Source organism: Paenalicyclobacillus ferrooxydans (assembly GCF_001399675.1).
GTDB lineage: Bacteria > Bacillota > Bacilli > Alicyclobacillales > Alicyclobacillaceae > Alicyclobacillus_B > Alicyclobacillus_B ferrooxydans.
In genome coordinates this window covers 83,932-100,618 of the sequence record NZ_LJCO01000040.1, presented here as the reverse complement: position 1 = coordinate 100,618, position 16,687 = coordinate 83,932, and the positions used below count along the sequence as shown (strand labels likewise).

At 51.9% G+C, this 16,687-nt stretch carries 19 protein-coding genes and 2 other annotated features; all 19 genes read left to right on the top strand.

Going from position 1 to position 16,687, the window contains the following annotated elements:
• Positions 1 to 23: 23 nt before the first annotated feature.
• The 19 genes from AN477_RS08910 to rpoB all read left to right on the top strand — a co-directional run bounded on the left by AN477_RS08910 (position 24) and on the right by rpoB (position 16,680).
• The gene (locus AN477_RS08910) at positions 24 to 1,130 is read left to right on the top strand and encodes a PIN/TRAM domain-containing protein (RefSeq protein WP_054968820.1); all 1,107 of its coding nucleotides are present in this window, start codon (positions 24 to 26) and stop codon (positions 1,128 to 1,130) included.
• Positions 1,131 to 1,214: 84 nt separating this feature from the next.
• Entirely contained in the window at positions 1,215 to 1,913 is a 699-nt protein-coding gene (locus tag AN477_RS08905) for an IspD/TarI family cytidylyltransferase (RefSeq protein ID WP_169787866.1), read from the top strand.
• Position 1,914: 1 nt separating this feature from the next.
• Positions 1,915 to 2,400, top strand: coding sequence for a 2-C-methyl-D-erythritol 2,4-cyclodiphosphate synthase (ispF, locus tag AN477_RS08900; RefSeq protein ID WP_054968818.1), 486 nt, complete (start codon positions 1,915 to 1,917; stop codon positions 2,398 to 2,400).
• Between the two features lies 1 nt (position 2,401).
• Positions 2,402 to 3,877, top strand: coding sequence for a glutamate--tRNA ligase (gene gltX / locus AN477_RS08895; protein WP_054968817.1), 1,476 nt, complete (start codon positions 2,402 to 2,404; stop codon positions 3,875 to 3,877).
• Positions 3,878 to 3,903: 26 nt separating this feature from the next.
• Positions 3,904 to 4,148, top strand: a binding site (T-box leader).
• Between the two features lie 35 nt (positions 4,149 to 4,183).
• Positions 4,184 to 5,623, top strand: a complete 1,440-nt coding sequence (cysS, locus tag AN477_RS08890; protein ID WP_083486098.1) for a cysteine--tRNA ligase — start codon at positions 4,184 to 4,186, stop codon at positions 5,621 to 5,623.
• The gene (locus AN477_RS08885) at positions 5,620 to 6,021 is read left to right on the top strand and encodes a Mini-ribonuclease 3 (protein WP_054968815.1); all 402 of its coding nucleotides are present in this window, start codon (positions 5,620 to 5,622) and stop codon (positions 6,019 to 6,021) included. Before cysS ends, AN477_RS08885 begins: the two co-directional genes overlap by 4 nt.
• 6 nt (positions 6,022 to 6,027) lie before the next feature.
• The gene (locus tag AN477_RS25420; RefSeq protein WP_245631765.1) at positions 6,028 to 6,357 is read left to right on the top strand and encodes a hypothetical protein; all 330 of its coding nucleotides are present in this window, start codon (positions 6,028 to 6,030) and stop codon (positions 6,355 to 6,357) included.
• Complete coding sequence (gene rlmB, locus AN477_RS25415; protein WP_425388148.1) at positions 6,330 to 7,148, top strand: 23S rRNA (guanosine(2251)-2'-O)-methyltransferase RlmB; 819 nt, start codon at positions 6,330 to 6,332, stop codon at positions 7,146 to 7,148. The genes AN477_RS25420 and rlmB overlap by 28 nt, the downstream gene beginning before the upstream one ends.
• Positions 7,123 to 7,671, top strand: a complete 549-nt coding sequence (locus AN477_RS08875) for an NYN domain-containing protein (protein ID WP_054968814.1) — start codon at positions 7,123 to 7,125, stop codon at positions 7,669 to 7,671. The genes rlmB and AN477_RS08875 overlap by 26 nt, the downstream gene beginning before the upstream one ends.
• Before the next feature lie 84 nt (positions 7,672 to 7,755).
• Positions 7,756 to 8,400 carry an RNA polymerase sporulation sigma factor SigH gene (gene sigH, locus AN477_RS08870; RefSeq protein WP_157061886.1) on the top strand — a complete coding sequence of 215 codons (645 nt, stop codon included), beginning with the start codon at positions 7,756 to 7,758 and terminating at the stop codon, positions 8,398 to 8,400.
• A 229-nt stretch (positions 8,401 to 8,629) separates the two neighbouring features.
• Entirely contained in the window at positions 8,630 to 8,779 is a 150-nt protein-coding gene (gene rpmG, locus AN477_RS08865; protein ID WP_054968812.1) for a 50S ribosomal protein L33, read from the top strand.
• 30 nt (positions 8,780 to 8,809) lie between these two features.
• The gene (gene secE, locus AN477_RS08860) at positions 8,810 to 9,040 is read left to right on the top strand and encodes a preprotein translocase subunit SecE (protein WP_054968811.1); all 231 of its coding nucleotides are present in this window, start codon (positions 8,810 to 8,812) and stop codon (positions 9,038 to 9,040) included.
• 43 nt (positions 9,041 to 9,083) lie between these two features.
• Positions 9,084 to 9,629: a transcription termination/antitermination protein NusG gene (gene nusG / locus AN477_RS08855; protein ID WP_054968810.1), complete on the top strand. Its 546-nt coding sequence runs from the start codon at positions 9,084 to 9,086 to the stop codon at positions 9,627 to 9,629.
• A gap of 193 nt (positions 9,630 to 9,822) precedes the next feature.
• Positions 9,823 to 10,251 carry a 50S ribosomal protein L11 gene (rplK, locus tag AN477_RS08850; RefSeq protein ID WP_054968809.1) on the top strand — a complete coding sequence of 143 codons (429 nt, stop codon included), beginning with the start codon at positions 9,823 to 9,825 and terminating at the stop codon, positions 10,249 to 10,251.
• Between the two features lie 63 nt (positions 10,252 to 10,314).
• Positions 10,315 to 11,019 carry a 50S ribosomal protein L1 gene (gene rplA / locus AN477_RS08845; RefSeq protein WP_054968837.1) on the top strand — a complete coding sequence of 235 codons (705 nt, stop codon included), beginning with the start codon at positions 10,315 to 10,317 and terminating at the stop codon, positions 11,017 to 11,019.
• Positions 11,020 to 11,078: 59 nt separating this feature from the next.
• Positions 11,079 to 11,206: a sequence feature (ribosomal protein L10 leader region), on the top strand.
• 48 nt (positions 11,207 to 11,254) lie between these two features.
• Complete coding sequence (rplJ, locus tag AN477_RS08840; protein ID WP_054968808.1) at positions 11,255 to 11,746, top strand: 50S ribosomal protein L10; 492 nt, start codon at positions 11,255 to 11,257, stop codon at positions 11,744 to 11,746.
• 115 nt (positions 11,747 to 11,861) lie between these two features.
• A complete protein-coding gene (gene rplL, locus AN477_RS08835; protein WP_281176329.1) occupies positions 11,862 to 12,236 on the top strand; it encodes a 50S ribosomal protein L7/L12 in 375 nt (124 codons plus the stop codon).
• Positions 12,237 to 12,323: 87 nt separating this feature from the next.
• Positions 12,324 to 12,917, top strand: a complete 594-nt coding sequence (locus AN477_RS08830; RefSeq protein ID WP_054968807.1) for a class I SAM-dependent methyltransferase — start codon at positions 12,324 to 12,326, stop codon at positions 12,915 to 12,917.
• A gap of 244 nt (positions 12,918 to 13,161) precedes the next feature.
• Positions 13,162 to 16,680 carry a DNA-directed RNA polymerase subunit beta gene (rpoB, locus tag AN477_RS08825; protein ID WP_425388147.1) on the top strand — a complete coding sequence of 1,173 codons (3,519 nt, stop codon included), beginning with the start codon at positions 13,162 to 13,164 and terminating at the stop codon, positions 16,678 to 16,680.
• The last annotated feature ends 7 nt before the right edge of the window (positions 16,681 to 16,687 follow it).

Sequence of the window (16,687 nt, the reverse complement as noted above, 5' to 3'; positions counted from 1 at the left end):
ATGTCGGTAGGAGGTGAGCGGCAATGATCAAACGTATGGTTCAGTTATTTTTTGTTGTAATTGGCGTCGTTCTCGGGTATGCTTTCGCACCGGCCTTATTTGCTCATGTATTCAGCCTAAAAGGAGTTCCCTTCCAATTCAAATGGTTTGGTGCCATTCTTGGAGGCAGTGTGTTCCTGCTCGGCACGACATGGTTAGTCAACTATTTGACGACCCTTATCAAGTGGCTTGAGGAGCATATTCAGAAAATGTCTTTGGCCGATCTCCTCGGCGGAACCATCGGCATGGTAATCGGACTTTTGGTAGCATATCTCCTTGAACCCGAGATTCATGTCATTCCGGTTGTCGGCTTGGCATTGCAGTTCTTCGTTGGGGTGTTGTTCGCGTATCTGGGACTGAGAATCGGATTCACGAAGCGCGAAGACCTTGTTTCACTGTTCGCAGGGAAGCTTGGCTCAAGGGATAAGGAAAAGGATAAAGACAAAGACAAAGATAAAGACAAACGGTCCGGGTTCCGCGTTGGTGAAGCAAAACTTTTGGATACAAGCGTCATTATTGACGGGCGCATCGCAGACCTGGTTCAGACCGGGTTTCTCGACGGCGTGCTTGTTATCCCATCTTTTGTACTGGAGGAACTTCAGCACATTGCGGATTCCTCTGATGTACTGAAAAGAAATCGCGGACGGCGAGGCCTTGATGTCCTGAATCGAATTCAAAAGGAACTGAAGGTCAAGGTGCAAGTGCTTGAAATTGATTTTGAGGATATCCAGGAAGTCGACAGTAAGTTGGTACGGCTTGCGAAACAGGTTGCTGGCAAGGTTGTGACGAACGACTTTAACTTAAACAAGGTGTGCGAGCTGCAAGGCGTTCAAGTGTTGAACATCAATGACTTGGCAAATGCGCTAAAGCCGATTGTGTTGCCTGGCGAAGAACTGTCTGTTCAGGTCATTAAGGATGGCAAGGAGTACAATCAGGGCGTTGCCTATCTTGACGATGGTACGATGATTGTGATAGAAGGCGGGCGCGAGTACATTGGTGGAAAAGTGGATGTCCTCGTCACGAGTGTGTTGCAGACATCTGCTGGTCGTATGATCTTTGCCAAGCCAAAGTTGTTGGAACGCGCGCTGTAGTTCGATTGTGCTACAATAAAATGACTCAAACTTGGGGACCGGCAAATCTGCCGGTCCTTTGCGGTGAACGGGGATGGAGAAAAGTTGGTTTACGGGGTTCTGTTGGCTGCGGGCAGCGGATCGAGATTCGGTGAAAAGAAACAGTACAGGCAATTGGCGGGGTTACCGGTATGGCGCCGGTCGTTCGATGCGCTGATTGATGCGGGTGTTGACGAGGTGTGGCTGGTCGTTCCGAAGGAAGATGAACCGGATATGGTCCGGGAGGCAGCAGACCTCAATGGGGTCCACATTGTTGTCGGAGGAGCCTCCCGGTCAGAATCGGTTCAGGCAGCACTGCGGTCGATTGGAAAGGGTGCAAGTGTTCCGGGCGACACAGAATGCGTGGTAATCCATGACGCAGCGCGTCCCTTCGTCAGTCCAAAGGACGTACAAGCCGTGATTCGTGATGCCTCGCAAACCGGTGCAGCACTGTTAGGCCACGCTTGCACTGACACGGTTAAACGGATCGCCGGACTCAGTTTGGTTGATGAGACGATTCCACGTGAGACGCTCATACTCGCTGAAACTCCGCAGGTCTTTTGGTGGGCCTGGATGCGAGACGTCTACCTTGCAGCCTCATCTGACATGCTGGCACTGGCGACAGACGATGCGTGGTTAATGGAGCAATCGGGTAAATCGGTCAAGGTGACACTGAGTACAGAGGCAAATATGAAAATCACCAGACAAACAGATTGGGAGTATGCTGAATGGCTTGCACAGCGGCGCTGGGGAGGCGGTATGTAAGATGCGTATTGGGCTAGGGTTTGACGTTCATCGCCTAGTGGAGGGGCGAAGGCTTGTTCTCGGAGGCGTCGAGATTCCATCACCAGTCGGTCTTGACGGACATTCTGATGCAGATGTGATTCTGCATGCGGTTATGGATGCTGTACTTGGCGCGTTGGCGCTCGGCGATATAGGTCATTATTTTCCCAATACCGATCCCCGTTTTAAAGATGCAGACAGCATTCAGCTTGCCGAGGAAGTGGCACTCGCCATGAGAGGACAAGGGTATCGAATTGGAAACATGGACATCATGGTGATGGCTGAATGGCCAAAGATTGCTCCGCATGTCTCAAAGATGCAGGCACGGATTGCAGGAGCATTTCAGTGCTCAGAGCGGGATGTGGGAATTAAGGCGACCACCATGGAACAACTGGGCTTCGTCGGGCGGCGTGAAGGCATCACAGCCCAAGCTGTCGTTTTATTGCTGCCGTCACATGGGAGGGATTGAAATGAGTGTCAGAGTACGCTACGCGCCAAGCCCAACGGGCCATTTACATATCGGCGGCGTCCGCACTGCGCTGTTTAACTATCTATTTGCGAAACATCATGACGGTGCATTTATCCTTCGGATCGAAGACACAGATCTCGAGCGCAATGTGGTCGGAGCCGAAGATGAGATGCTGGATGGTTTTCGATGGCTTGGATTTGAGTGGGCTGAAGGGCCTGACACAGGGGGGCAGTACGGACCCTACCGCTGTACAGAGCGTCTCCCAATTTATCAGGAGCATCTTGCGCGCCTCGCCAAGGTTGGGGCTGTTTACCCTTGTTACTGTACTCCCGAGGAACTCCAGGCAGATAAGGAACTCGCTGCGCAGGACGGGAGAGTTGCGCGATATTCGGGTCGGTGTCGCCATCTGACGACAGAACAACGGAGAGCCCTTGAACAAGAAGGGCGGAAGCCGAGTTGGCGATTTGCGATTCCTCCGGGTGAGACCATTCTTTTTGAAGACCTCGTGCGCGGAGAAGTATCGTTCGAGACCGATGAACTTTCGGACTTCGTCGTTATGAAGTCGAATGATATCCCAACATATCAATTTCAAGTGGTTGTTGATGACGCGTTGATGAAGATCACGCATGTCATTCGCGGTGAGGAACACCTTTCGAATACACCATGGCAGATCCTCGTGTACCGGGCGCTCGGTTATGAGGAGCCAAGGTTTGCACATCTGCCGCAAGTACTCAACTCAGACCGAAAGAAACTGAGTAAGAGAGACCCGAACGTTCAGCCCGTGCACGTTTATCGCGAAAAAGGGTATCTCCCGGAAGCAATTGTCAACTTTTTGGCATTGCTTGGGTGGTCGCCAGGCGGAGAGGAAGAACTCCTTTCTTTGGACGATCTCGTTCAAAGGTTTGACCTTGATCGCGTTTCAAGGAGCGGCGCCGTCTTTGATACCCAGAAACTGCAGTGGATGGCCTCTACATATATTAAAAAATTACCTGTAGAAGTCTTGACCGATCTCGTTCGTGTTCAACTTGAGCGTTTCGGCTGGGAACTGCCCCCCCATGGTACCGGTGAGTGGCTGGTGAACGTGGTTGGGCTGTACCAGGAGAAGATGGCATGTGCTGAAGATTTCGTTGGACTAGCGAAGACATTCTTCGAATCTGAGATGCAATTGGACGAGGAAGCACTCCAAGTTCTGGCCGATCCGGTGGCTCGACAAGTAGTCAAACGTTACCTGGAACTGGCAGAAAGCGACACCGAATGGACGCCGGAGGCAAGCCGCCTTCGCTTTAAACAGATTCAATCCGAACTTGGCGTAAAAGGAAGACAACTGTTCATGCCGGTGCGTGCAGCGGTTTCAGGCACGGTCCATGGACCTGACCTTCAATTGACCATTACCTGTCTGTCCAAGCCATGGGTGCTTGAGAGAGCCAAGAAAGCCCTTAGTCACGTTGACAAACAGGGCAGTGATGCTTCACAATAACGACAATCAGACGAAGTGCGTATTGAAATTCGGCAATGGACAGGAAGAGTACATGTGTGAGTGAGCTTCAGAGAGAGGCTGTGTGACGCTGTGAGCAGCCTTAGGTCACGGACATGGAAGTGCACCTGTTGGCCTCGGAAAGAAAGACCTGTGCATGTGTCTGGTGCAGTGTTTGAGTAAACTCCGACGGGTAGTCCCGTTACAGACGAGCAAAGCGGGTGTGTTTCAGCACGCCAAGCAGAGTGGAACCACGGGTAACGCCGTCTCTGATCCAGAGGCGGCTTTTTTGATCAAGGAGGAAAAATCATGACAATCCGACTTTACAATACGTTGTCAGGAAAAAAGGAAGTTTTGGAAACCATTGAACCGAACAAGGTTCGTTTTTATGCATGCGGTCCAACAGTGTACAACTTGTTTCACGTAGGGAACGGACGCATGTTTGTTGTCTTTGACACTGTTCGCCGTTACCTTGAGTATCGGGGCTACGAGGTTCGCTTCGTTCAGAACTTCACGGATGTCGATGACCGGATCATCAATCGCGCGAATGAACTTGGTGAGAACGTTCGTGACGTGGCAAACCGCTATATTGAAGAATACTTTCGAGATGCAGATGCACTTGGGATCAAACCGGCTACGGTGCATCCGCGGGCGACGGAGTGCATCCCGGAGATTATCGCGTTTATTGCCGATTTGATCCGGTTGGGGCACGCCTATGAACGCGAGGGGGACGTGTATTTCGATACCTCGTCGTTTGCCGAGTACGGGAAACTCTCTCATCAGTCACTCGACGAGATGCAGGCTGGTTTTCGTATCACGGTGCTCGAGCACAAGGACGACCCGACTGACTTTGCTCTGTGGAAATCCGCCAAGCCTGGCGAAGAGTACTGGGAGAGCCCTTGGGGGCCAGGTCGACCAGGATGGCATATTGAGTGCTCAGTGATGAATGCGAAATATCTCGGCGAGGAGATTGACATTCATGCAGGGGGCAGAGATCTAGTGTTCCCGCACCATGAAAACGAGATCGCTCAAAGCGAAAGCCGCTTCGGACATACGTTCGCCCGTTATTGGTTGCACAACGGCACGCTGAACATCAATGGTGAGAAGATGTCGAAGTCGCTTGGGAACTTCATCATGACCCGCGATCTGCTTGAGGAGAGGAGTGCTGCAGCCGTACGCTTCTTTCTGCTCAGCGCACAGTATCGTCATCCGCTGAACTATACGCAAGATGCCATGGAGCAGGCAGAACAAAGCGTCGTCCGGATCGGCCGTTCACTGCGTAATCTTGCGCATCGGCGGGAGGTGTTGTTGGAAGGGCCCAGTTTTGCACGCGGGGATGAAGGCGTACGAAATGAGGTTCAAGCGGAGTTCGACGGTGTGCGAAAAATGTTCGTCGATGCCATGGATGACGATTTTAACACAGCTGACGCAATCGCGGCTGTATTTGAGGCGGTGCGTTTAGCAAACACCTATTTGGCCGAAGATCAGGTAAGAGAGTCTGAACTAAACGGGTGGGAGAGTCTCATTTCTGAGTTGCTTTCGGTGCTGGGCATTCAACTCAGTAACGATGTCACACCGCAAAGTACGGCAAGGTCAGAAGACGAGGAAATTGAATCACTGATTGCAGCTCGCAATCAAGCCCGCAAAGCGCGAGATTTTAAACGGGCGGATGAAATCCGTGATGAGTTGTCTGCACGCGGAATCACCATTGAGGACACGGCACAAGGAACAAGATGGTTCCGGTCATGAAAAACTGGACCGTGTCGGAGTTGTCACCGCTGGTGTTGGCCTATCTGGGGGACGCGGTTTGGGAACTCTACGCAAGAAACCATGTGTTGACCAGAGGGATCCGTCGTCCGAGTGAACTGCATCGGGCTGCGACAGCTTACGTATCAGCTGCCGCTCAGGCCAAACTTGCTGCCGAACTCTGGGAGTCGTTAAATGATGAAGAGCAAGCCATCATGCGACGTGGGCGGAATGCAAAATCGGGACATGTGCGAAGGAATGCAGACGTCTTGGACTATCGACACAGTACAGGGTTTGAAGCGTTGATTGGATATTTGTACGGGAACGGAAGTCACGAACGCTTAGAACAAGTGTGCCAAATGGCACTTGAACGCGTGGACAAATGGAAGGGGCAAGAGTAATGGCAGATGGACGGAATCGACAAAGCAATACAGGTAGCAGACACCGCACCGCAACAAGCGCCGGTCGTGGTGGGCAAAGCACGGCTCAGGGGAGATCAGCCGGTGGACGACGGGGCCCTCGCCGGGAAGCCAATGACCGCAGAACAGGAGACGACAGCCGACGCATTGAACGTGGGACCAATGGGACACAATCCAGTACTGACCGCGGGACCAGTCGGACGCAATCCCGTACTGGCCGTGAGGTCAGTCGCGGCACGCGGACGGGAAGTCGAACGAGTGAGAGAGCACCGGGAGGGCGTGACTTTACCCTGTCCTCTCGGAGGGATTCTCGTGTAGATACACGTGTCAGCCGAAATACCCGGTCAACCGCGCCTCAAGATGACACTGCTGCGGACGTCGCCAATTCGCTAATCGTTGGTCGCCACCCTGTGCTCGAAGCACTCAAATCGGGGAGGTCCATCAACAAGATTCTGATTGCCGAAACAGCCGAGGGTGGCAGCTTGTCAGAGATTACCGGAAAGGCAAAAGCGGCCGGTGTTGTGATTCAAAAAGTCCCCAAGGCCCATCTGGATTCTATCACCGCTGTGGGGGCACATCATCAAGGTATTGTGGCCTATGGAGCGGCGCACGACTACGTTGAGCTGGAGGAGATTATTCAAAGGCAGACAGGGCATGACCCGCTGGTGTTACTCCTTGATGAGGTCTCTGATCCGTATAATCTCGGCGCAATCCTTCGCACTGCAGAAGCCACAGGCGTGCAAGGCGTTGTTATCCCGAAAAGACGTGCTGTGCCATTGACTGAAACTGTCGGCAAGGCTGCAGCAGGGGCAATGGAGTACGTCCCTGTCGCACGGGTGGCAAATCTGGTGCAGGCCATGGAAACCTTAAAGGCACAGGGCTATTGGATTGTCGGTACAGACGTTGACGCTCCGCAGTCCTATACACAGATCACGTATCGCGGCCCCATCGCGATTGTGATTGGAGCTGAAGGAAAGGGACTTAGTCGATTGGTTCGGGAGCGTTGTGACTACACGGTCTCCCTGCCGATGCTTGGCGAGCTGCAGAGCCTGAATGCCTCAGTCGCAACCGGGGTGCTGCTCTATGAAGTCATCCGGCAAAGAGGGTAAGAAGCGGCGCATCCGCAAGAAATGTCTCATCGTTGATGGATACAACATCTTGGGGAGATTCACAACCGCCTCTCTCGGCGACTTGAAGAATCTCGAGGAGATGCGGAACCGACTGACTGATGTACTGGCAGAGTACAGGTCGTTTGCAGGCGAATCTGTCATTCTTGTCTTTGATGCGCATCAGACACCGGGCCCGGAGCGAGATTTCACGCGCTCCGGTGTGCGCATCATCTTTACCGCCTATCAAGAAACTGCAGATGATCGGATTGAAAGGCTCGTCTATGAATTGAGAGACACTACCCCTGAGATCACCGTTGCCACTTCCGATTATGCCGAGCAACAGGTTATTTTTGGCGGGGGGGCACTTCGAATTTCTGCAGATGGACTGCTGGAACGGCTTCGTGAAGCGAAACAGGATATCCGGACGAGCCTGGCAGAACAGAATGAGGGGGCTTCTTCCAGAATTTCTGACAGAATCGGTCAGGATGTTGCAAAAATTCTTGAAAAATGGCGTCGCCAGTAATTTCCTCCCGTTGACCGTGATAGATTACATAATGTATAATGAGCTCATTCTCGGCCGTCGATTCGGGGTGATCTCAGTTTGAACATGCAACTCAAATCCACTCCAGTCCGTACCCTGGACGACTGGACAGACGAGGACTTGGTCGAAGCCGTGCACAGCGGCAATGACGAAGCTTTGGAGTACTTGATTCACAAGTACCGGAACTTCGTGCGTGCGAAAGCGCGTTCCTATTTTCTGATCGGTGCAGATCGAGAAGACATCATCCAGGAGGGCATGATTGGACTCTACAAGTCCATTCGCGATTTTCGCGAGGACAAGCTGACGTCCTTCAAGGCCTTTGCAGAACTGTGTATTACCCGTCAAATCATTACTGCCATTAAAACGGCAACCCGCCAGAAACACATTCCTCTCAACTCTTACGTTTCATTGGACAAGCCTATCTACGATGAGGATTCAGATCGCACACTGTTAGATGTGATTTGTGCTGCTCGAGTCAGTGATCCGGAAGAACTCGTTATCCACCAGGAAGAGTTTGACGATATTGAGTTGAAAATGGCTGAGTTGCTCAGCGACCTTGAACGGCAAGTTTTAATGCTGTACCTTGATGGGCGTTCATATCAGGAGATTGCAATCGATCTGGATCGCCATGTCAAATCAATTGACAATGCTTTGCAGCGCGTAAAACGCAAGCTGGAGAAGTACTTGTCGTTCCGGAATATATGGGGTTGAGCAAATCGCAAGATTTGTTCATCTCACGTATACGGCTTCGCTTGTCCGTCGATAATGGAATTAATCTTCGCTCGCAGCAGAGGCTTGCATCCCCGTGTTTAGCGCCGTGCCACATACTTTCGAGCTATATTGACACTGAGTTGCGGCTGTGCTAACCTGTTTTAGTCTATGGGGGCTGTTTGACCCTCTTTATTTATGATTGTTGGGTTTTCAGGGGAGGTGCCCTAGCATGCGCGTTGTCATCACACTGGCTTGCACAGACTGCAAGCAGAGAAACTACACAAGTGTGAAGAACAAGAAAAACGATCCAGACCGTATTGAGGTCAAGAAGTTTTGCCCGTACTGCAAATCGCACACGGCGCATCGAGAAACACGGTAACAAGACTGAGTACGAAGTGAGGGCGTTTTTATGGCCAAGCCGAAACCGAATGATACTGTCGCACGGCCTGAACGAAGGACGGGACTGTTTCAGTTCTTTCGGGAGAGTTTTCGTGAACTCAAACGAGTTCGTTGGCCGAATCGTCGCGAGGTCACGACTTACACAGGGGTCGCTCTCTTGGTGTGCTTCATCATGGGTGGCTTGGTGTGGGGTTTTGACATCGGCGTTGCAAAGCTTTTGTCGTTGATTCACGTTATCTAAAGCTTGGTTGTTAAAGGGGGTGCGGGGCAGACCGCCCGGAGTCATGGAAAAGCTTGAAAAGCAGTGGTTCGTCATTCATACGTACTCTGGTTACGAGAACAAGGTGAAGACGAACTTGGAGAGCCGAGTACAAACGATGGGCATGGAGGACAAGATTTTTCGTGTCCTTGTGCCGACCGAAGACGAGTTAGAGGTCAAGAACGGAAAGAAACGCGTTGTTCAACGCAAGGTCTTTCCGGGATACGTCTTGGTAGAGATGTTTATGACTGATGACTCGTGGTACGTCGTCCGCAATACCCCTGGAGTCACTGGATTTGTGGGCTCTGCAGGCGGCGGCTCCAAACCGGTTCCGTTGTTGCCGGCAGAGGTGCGTTCCATCATGCGTCAAATGGGTGCTGACGAGGTTCAAGTCAAGATAGACTTTGCTGTTGGTGAAGTGGTTCGGGTTATCGATGGTCCTTTCGCTGACATGGTGGGCAATGTGGAAGAGATTAGCGGCGACCAACAAAAGTTGAAGGTGCTTGTGTCCATGTTTGGACGTGAAACGCCGCTTGAGGTGGACTTCAGTCAAGTCGAAAAGCTCTCTTGAGTCTTTTGTGACTAGACCGTTTGAACGCAGCTGAATAGCAGACAACAGACCTTTTGAAGGTCGTTTTCTGTGGCGCGATTCTCGGGTGTCCGAGGAGCGTCAGATAAATGTATGTACGATTCCAAACTGGAATTGTGCAGCGTGGGAGGGCGTTCGCCCGAATACCACATTACGGGCAAGGGAGGTGGATTCGTTGCCGAAGAAGATTGTGAAGGTCGTTAAGCTGCAGATTGCTGCAGGCAAGGCGACACCGGCGCCGCCGGTTGGACCAGCTCTGGGTCAGGCGCAAGTGGGCAACATCATGGGTTTTTGTAAAGAGTTCAACGCGCGGACGGCGGATCAAGTAGGTTTGATCATTCCGGTCGTGCTGTATGTGTACGAAGACCGTTCTTATACGTTCGATCTCAAAACTCCGCCTGCGGCTGTGTTGTTGAAGAAGGCTGCTGGGATTGAGTCAGGTTCATCCGAGCCGAACAAGAAGAAGGTTGCTGCTGTCAAACGTGCGAAAGTGCGTGAAATTGCTGAAAGCAAGATGGCTGACCTGAATGCGGCTTCTGTTGAGGCTGCAATGAGAATGGTGGAAGGTACCGCTCGCAGCATGGGTATTACGATTGAGGACTGACCAGGCAACTGGTAGTTCTGAGTGGGAGGCTTCATGCCGTATAACCACACGGAGGTGTTAGATTTGGCTCGACTAACAAAACGTCAGGCGGAAGCTGCGAAGGTCGTCGATCGCTCCAAGGACTATGAGCCCGTGGAAGCCATGGAGACGTTAAAGCAAGTTGCTTCTGCGAAGTTTGATGAAACCGTGGAAGTCGCTGTGCGTCTTGGCGTTGACCCGAGAAAACAGGATCAACAGGTTCGCGGTGCGGTTGTTTTGCCGCACGGAACGGGTAAAACCGCACGGGTACTTGTGTTCGCTAAGGGTGATAAGGCGAAGGAAGCAGAGGCTGCAGGTGCAGATTTCGTCGGCGATGATGACTATATTAATCGCGTTGCTCAGGGGTGGCTCGACTTTGATGTCGTTGTAGCTACTCCGGATATGATGGGTGCGGTTGGCCGTTTGGGTCGTATCCTTGGCCCTAAGGGCATGATGCCAAACCCGAAGACTGGCACCGTTTCGTTTGACGTAACTCGTGCTGTGTCTGAGATTAAGTCTGGTAAGATTGAGTATCGCCTCGACAAGGCTGGCATTGTTCATGCCCCGATTGGTAAGGTTTCGTTTGAGGCGGCTCAGTTGACCGAGAATTTGGGTGCACTTATTGATGCGCTGCGCAAGGCTAAGCCTGCGTCAGCAAAGGGTCAGTACTTCCGCAGCACGACTGTGAGCTCCACCATGGGCCCTGGTTTGCATGTGAATGTACAACGCTTTGGCGTGTCTGCAGAGTAAGTAAGGTGTGCCAATGTTTGGAGCTTGATCTGTTCTACTTGAATGGGTAGAATAGGTGATGTGTTTTTCAGGATGGACCGTAGACAGCAGGCCCTTTGGGTTAATGGGAAACCGCCTGCCGAGGTTCGCGACGGATTGTAAAGTCGCGTCTCCGTGTCTGCGGAGGCGCGACTTTTTTGATGTCTTCGAACGGTTCCGCCTGGGCATTTGAAGCAGTGGGAGGTGTTATTGTACGATGGGCGATGTTCAACAAAAGCAAGCATTCGTCGATGAGCTCGCTGAGCGGCTGGCGAAGAGTAAGTCCACGATTGTAACCGATTATCGCGGTTTGAGTGTTGCTGAGGTCACTGAGCTTCGCCGGCAGTTGCGTGAAGCCGGAGTGGAGTATGAAGTTATCAAGAACACGATGACACGTCGAGCAGCTGCAAAGGTTGAGATAAGCGGCATGGACGACCTGTTGACAGGTCCGAACGCAATCGCGTTTGGCTACGACGATGTCGTTGCTCCGGCCAAGGTTCTGTTTAACTTTGCAAAGGCTCACAAAGCCTTGGAACTGAAGGGTGGCGTAGTCGAAGGCAAGGTTGTCGGCGCGTCAGAAATTGAAAGTTTAGCAACACTCCCGTCCAGGGAAGGACTGCTGTCCATGTTGCTTAGCGTGTTGCAAGCACCGATGCGTAATTTTGCATACGCAGTTAAACAGGTTGCGGAGCAAAAGGAAGCGCAATAAGGCTTCTTGGCTGTCTGGTTTCGATAGCGATAACTTGAACGTATGAAGTGATGTGCACTGACCTTGTGCACGACAACAATATTGGTGAAATACCACCCATCAGGAGGGATATTCCGTGAGTGAGACAATCACTGGAATTATTGAGAGCATTAAGGGCATGTCTGTGCTCGAATTGAACGACCTTGTTAAAGCGATTGAAGAAGAGTTTGGCGTAACTGCCGCAGCTCCGGTTGCAATGGTTGGCGGTGCCGGTGCTGGAGCTGAAGAAGTAGCTGAGCAAACTGAGTTCGATGTTGTTTTGACCTCTGCCGGCGCTTCGAAGATTGGCGTTATCAAGGTTGTACGCGAAATTACCGGTCTTGGTCTGAAAGAAGCCAAGGACTTGGTTGACAATGCTCCGAAGGCCATCAAAGAGAAGGTTGCCAAGGAAGAAGCAGAAGCCATCAAGGCTAAGCTTGAAGAAGCTGGCGCATCTGTGGAAGTTAAGTAAGTCTCTTTTTGGCGAGAGGCACGCGGTTCGTTGCGTGCCTCTTCGTGTTTCAATTTGTTGTTAACCGGTTAACTCCAAGGAGGGCCCATGAGCGATCACTATTATTCGGAAAACCCAGGTGTCCAGAGTGAGCCTCGGACGATCCGTTTCCACGTTCGGGGTGTCGAACTTGAGTTGACGTCCGATGCGGGAGTGTTCTCTAAGACGGGGCTTGATTTTGGAACCCGACTATTGATTGAGACGGCAGTCCTGCCAGAGGTTGGCCTGATTGTCGATCTCGGTTGCGGGTACGGTGCCGTCGGAGCTGTCTTAGGCCGTGTGTATCCAATGACCCGCTGGGTTCTCCTAGATGTAAATGCACGGGCTGTGGACCTGGCGACGGTAAACACACGGTCGCTCGGCGAACGCGTATCGGTGAGGCAAAGTGATGGGTTAAGAGCCTTGTTCGAGGACGAGCCGGATGCCGTTTTGCTGAATCCCCCTATTCGAGCCGGTAAGTCAGTGGTGTACGGGCTCTTCGAGGAGTCGCTGTCTCGCTTGAAGACGGGTGGTACACTGTGGGTTGTGATGCACAAGAAACATGGCGCTGACAGTGCATTGCGATTCCTGGAGGAGCGGTTCTGCAAGGTGACACTTGAGTCCCGCAAGTCTGGATATCATGTCTTTGCATGCAGAAAATGAAAAAGTTGATGTGCGATTCAACATATCTATGATTTGGCGTGTTGACATCGTATTTTGTATGTGCTAAAGTACCTAAATGCAAACTCATCTGGAATGGACGGAGATGAATAAAATACCATCCATTTGGATATAGGTGAATATTACACTTATGTGAAAATGTGGTTCCGCGCAACCTCATTTCTTTTTTGTTTGATCACATATGTATTTATAACCAGCGTGAGGGGGGACGCATTTGCAGGGACATATGGTCAAGTATGGGTGGCGTGAGCGCCGCTCCTACTCGCGCATCCGAGAGGTCCTGGACCTTCCAAATCTGATTGAGATCCAGCAACGCTCATACGAGTGGTTTTTGCGTGAGGGTCTCCGTGAGATGTTTGATGACATCTCACCAATTCAGGACTTTACGGGCAACCTGGTTCTGGAGTTTGTCGACTATAGTCTAGGAGAGCCCAAGTATGATGTGGAAGAGTCCAAAGAACGGGATGTGACCTATTCTGCGCCGTTGCGCGTGAAGGTACGCCTGTTGAACAAGGAAACCGGTGAGGTCAAGGAACAGGAAGTCTTTATGGGAGATTTCCCGCTGATGACCGATACAGGTACCTTCATCATCAATGGTGCCGAACGCGTCATTGTCAGTCAGTTGGTTCGTTCACCGAGCGTGTATTTCAACAGCAAGATTGACAAGAACGGAAAGAAGACATTCGCAGCCACGGTGATTCCGAACCGAGGAGCATGGTTGGAGTTCGAGACCGATGCGAAGGATGTCGTCTACGTTCGGATTGATCGGACCCGGAAGCTTCCTATCACGGTCCTTTTGAGGGCTTTGGGCCTTGGGACGGATGCGGAAATTATCAATCTGCTTGGTGAGGACGAGTACCTACGCAACACGCTTGACAAGGATACGACTGATTCCACGGAGCGGGCTCTTGTTGAGATTTACGAGCGGCTCCGTCCTGGGGAACCGCCGACCGTTGAAAATGCTCGTGTACTGCTGGCATCTCGGTTCTTCGATCCCAAGCGCTATGATTTGGCCAATGTGGGCCGCTACAAGATTAACAAGAAGCTTCACATCAAGAACCGCCTGCTGAATCAACGTTTGGCGGAAACGCTGGTCGATGTGGATACCGGCGAAATCATTGCAGAAGCGGGTCAGGAGATCGACCGTCGTTTGCTCGACAAAATCATCCCGGCGCTTGAACGCAATGTTGGTCGCTTCAATGTTCGGGCAACTGCGGAGCTCACAGATCAGGATGAAGTGCCGCTTCAGATGGTGAAAATCTTCAGTCCGCTTGAGGATGGCAAGATTTTAAACGTCATTGGCAATGGCTCCATTGACCGGTCTGTAAAACACATAATGCCGGCTGACATCCTGTCTTCCGTCAGCTACTTCTTCAATTTGCTTCACGGTGTTGGGTCGACTGACGATATCGACCATCTTGGAAATCGCCGCTTGCGTTCTGTTGGCGAACTGCTTCAGAATCAGTTCCGCATTGGTTTGTCTAGGATGGAACGCGTCGTTCGTGAACGGATGTCAATTCAGGATCCGAGTGGAATCACGCCGCAGGCGCTGATTAATATTCGGCCTGTCATTGCCTCTATCAAAGAGTTCTTTGGATCGAGTCAGTTGTCACAGTTTATGGACCAAACCAACCCGTTGGCAGAGTTAACGCATAAGCGGCGCCTGTCAGCACTTGGCCCTGGCGGACTCACTCGTGAACGGGCGGGCTTCGAGGTTCGAGACGTGCACTACTCCCACTACGGGCGGATGTGTCCGATTGAAACGCCGGAAGGTCCGAACATTGGGTTGATTAACTCGCTGTCGACGTACGCGCGCATTAATGAGTACGGGTTCATTGAAACTCCGTATCGCCACGTCAACCCGGATACCGGTGAGGTCACTGAACATATCGACTACCTCACTGCGGATGAGGAAGAGAACTACATTGTGGCTCAGGCGAACGCAAAACTTACGGATGACAACCACCTTGCAAGTGAAGAGGTTGTGGCCCGTTATCGCGGTGATACGTTGCTCGTTCCACGCGAACGGATCGACTACATGGACGTCTCGCCAAAACAGGTTGTGTCTGTTGCAACGGCTATGATTCCATTCCTTGAGAATGACGATGCGAACCGTGCGTTGATGGGTTCCAACATGCAGCGTCAAGCAGTTCCGCTATTGGTGCCAAAGGCGCCTGTCGTCGGAACCGGTATGGAGCACCAGGCTGCCAAAGACTCCGGCGTGTGTCTGGTAGCAAAACGCCCCGGTGTTGTGGAACGTGTTACGGCCCGCGAGATTTGGGTCCGCACCTATCACGATATTGACGGAAATCGCGTCAAGGGTGATCTCGATAAATATAAGCTTCAGAAGTTTACGCGTTCCAACCAGAACACATGTATCAACCAACGTCCTGTGGTTCGGGAAGGTCAAGAGGTTGTTGCTGGTGACATCCTGTGTGACGGCCCGGCGACAGAAATGGGTGAGTTGGCACTTGGGCGTAATGTTCTGGTGGCCTTTATGACGTGGGAAGGCTACAACTATGAAGATGCGATTTTGCTTTCCGAAAAGGTCGTGAAGGAAGATATTTATACGTCCCTTCACATCGAAGAGTATGAGTTGGAAGCTCGCGACACGAAGCTTGGACCAGAAGAGATCACGCGTGACATTCCGAACGTTGGTGAGGATGCACTGCGCAACCTCGACGAACGCGGGATTATCCGCATTGGGGCTGAAATTCGTACCGGTGACATCCTGGTTGGCAAAGTGACGCCGAAGGGCGTTACAGAGCTGACGGCTGAAGAACGGTTGTTGCACGCCATCTTTGGCGAAAAGGCGCGTGAGGTTCGAGACACGTCGCTGCGCGTCCCACACGGTGGGGCAGGGATCGTCGTGGATGTCAAAGTGTTTACCCGCGAGAATGGCGACGAGCTCCCGGCTGGTGTAAATCAGTTGGTGCGGGTTTACATTGCTCAAAAACGAAAGATCTCTGAAGGGGACAAGATGGCTGGTCGACACGGTAATAAGGGTGTCGTGGCTCGGATTCTTCCAGAGGAAGATATGCCGTTCATGGAGGATGGTACTCCAGTTGAGATTGTTCTGAATCCGCTTGGTGTTCCTTCTCGTATGAATATTGGTCAGGTACTTGAGACTCATCTGGGTATGGCTGCCCGTGCACTTGGTCTTCACATTGCAACGCCTGTTTTTGACGGAGCACATGCAGAGGACGTTTTCTCAACCTTGGAAGAAGCAGGCTATGACCCGGATGGGAAACATGTTTTGTACGATGGGCGGTCTGGAGAGGCATTTGACAATCGGGTTACTGTCGGGTTTGTCTACATGCTGAAACTGCACCACTTGGTCGACGACAAGATTCACGCTCGTTCCACTGGGCCGTACTCTCTCGTCACGCAGCAACCGCTTGGCGGTAAGGCGCAGTTTGGCGGCCAGAGATTTGGCGAGATGGAAGTGTGGGCCCTTGAAGCGTATGGTGCGGCCTACACCTTGCAAGAGATCCTCACTGTGAAGTCCGATGATGTTGTCGGTCGCGTAAAGACGTACGAAGCGATTGTGAAGGGCGAGAATGTACCGGAGCCCGGTGTTCCGGAATCATTTAAGGTTCTGATCAAGGAGCTGCAAAGCCTTGGCATGGACGTCAAAATCCTGAGCGAAGATGAGCAGGAGATTGTCATGCGGGAGAGCGACGAGGACGACGATACCGGAGAAAAGCTGAATCTAAACCTTGAGAGCCGGGAAATCGGGGACTGACGCGCTG

Coding starts and splice junctions, on each gene's coding strand:
- cysS (WP_083486098.1), top strand. CDS start 4,184: ATGACAATCCGACTTTACAATACGTTGTCAGGAAAAAAGGAAGTTTTG.
- secE (WP_054968811.1), top strand. CDS start 8,810: ATGGCCAAGCCGAAACCGAATGATACTGTCGCACGGCCTGAACGAAGG.
- AN477_RS08885 (WP_054968815.1), top strand. CDS start 5,620: ATGAAAAACTGGACCGTGTCGGAGTTGTCACCGCTGGTGTTGGCCTAT.
- rplJ (WP_054968808.1), top strand. CDS start 11,255: ATGGGCGATGTTCAACAAAAGCAAGCATTCGTCGATGAGCTCGCTGAG.
- gltX (WP_054968817.1), top strand. CDS start 2,402: ATGAGTGTCAGAGTACGCTACGCGCCAAGCCCAACGGGCCATTTACAT.
- AN477_RS25420 (WP_245631765.1), top strand. CDS start 6,028: ATGGACGGAATCGACAAAGCAATACAGGTAGCAGACACCGCACCGCAA.
- rpmG (WP_054968812.1), top strand. CDS start 8,630: ATGCGCGTTGTCATCACACTGGCTTGCACAGACTGCAAGCAGAGAAAC.
- AN477_RS08830 (WP_054968807.1), top strand. CDS start 12,324: ATGAGCGATCACTATTATTCGGAAAACCCAGGTGTCCAGAGTGAGCCT.
- sigH (WP_157061886.1), top strand. CDS start 7,756: ATGCAACTCAAATCCACTCCAGTCCGTACCCTGGACGACTGGACAGAC.
- ispF (WP_054968818.1), top strand. CDS start 1,915: ATGCGTATTGGGCTAGGGTTTGACGTTCATCGCCTAGTGGAGGGGCGA.
- nusG (WP_054968810.1), top strand. CDS start 9,084: ATGGAAAAGCTTGAAAAGCAGTGGTTCGTCATTCATACGTACTCTGGT.
- AN477_RS08910 (WP_054968820.1), top strand. CDS start 24: ATGATCAAACGTATGGTTCAGTTATTTTTTGTTGTAATTGGCGTCGTT.
- rpoB (WP_425388147.1), top strand. CDS start 13,162: ATGGTCAAGTATGGGTGGCGTGAGCGCCGCTCCTACTCGCGCATCCGA.
- AN477_RS08875 (WP_054968814.1), top strand. CDS start 7,123: ATGAAGTCATCCGGCAAAGAGGGTAAGAAGCGGCGCATCCGCAAGAAA.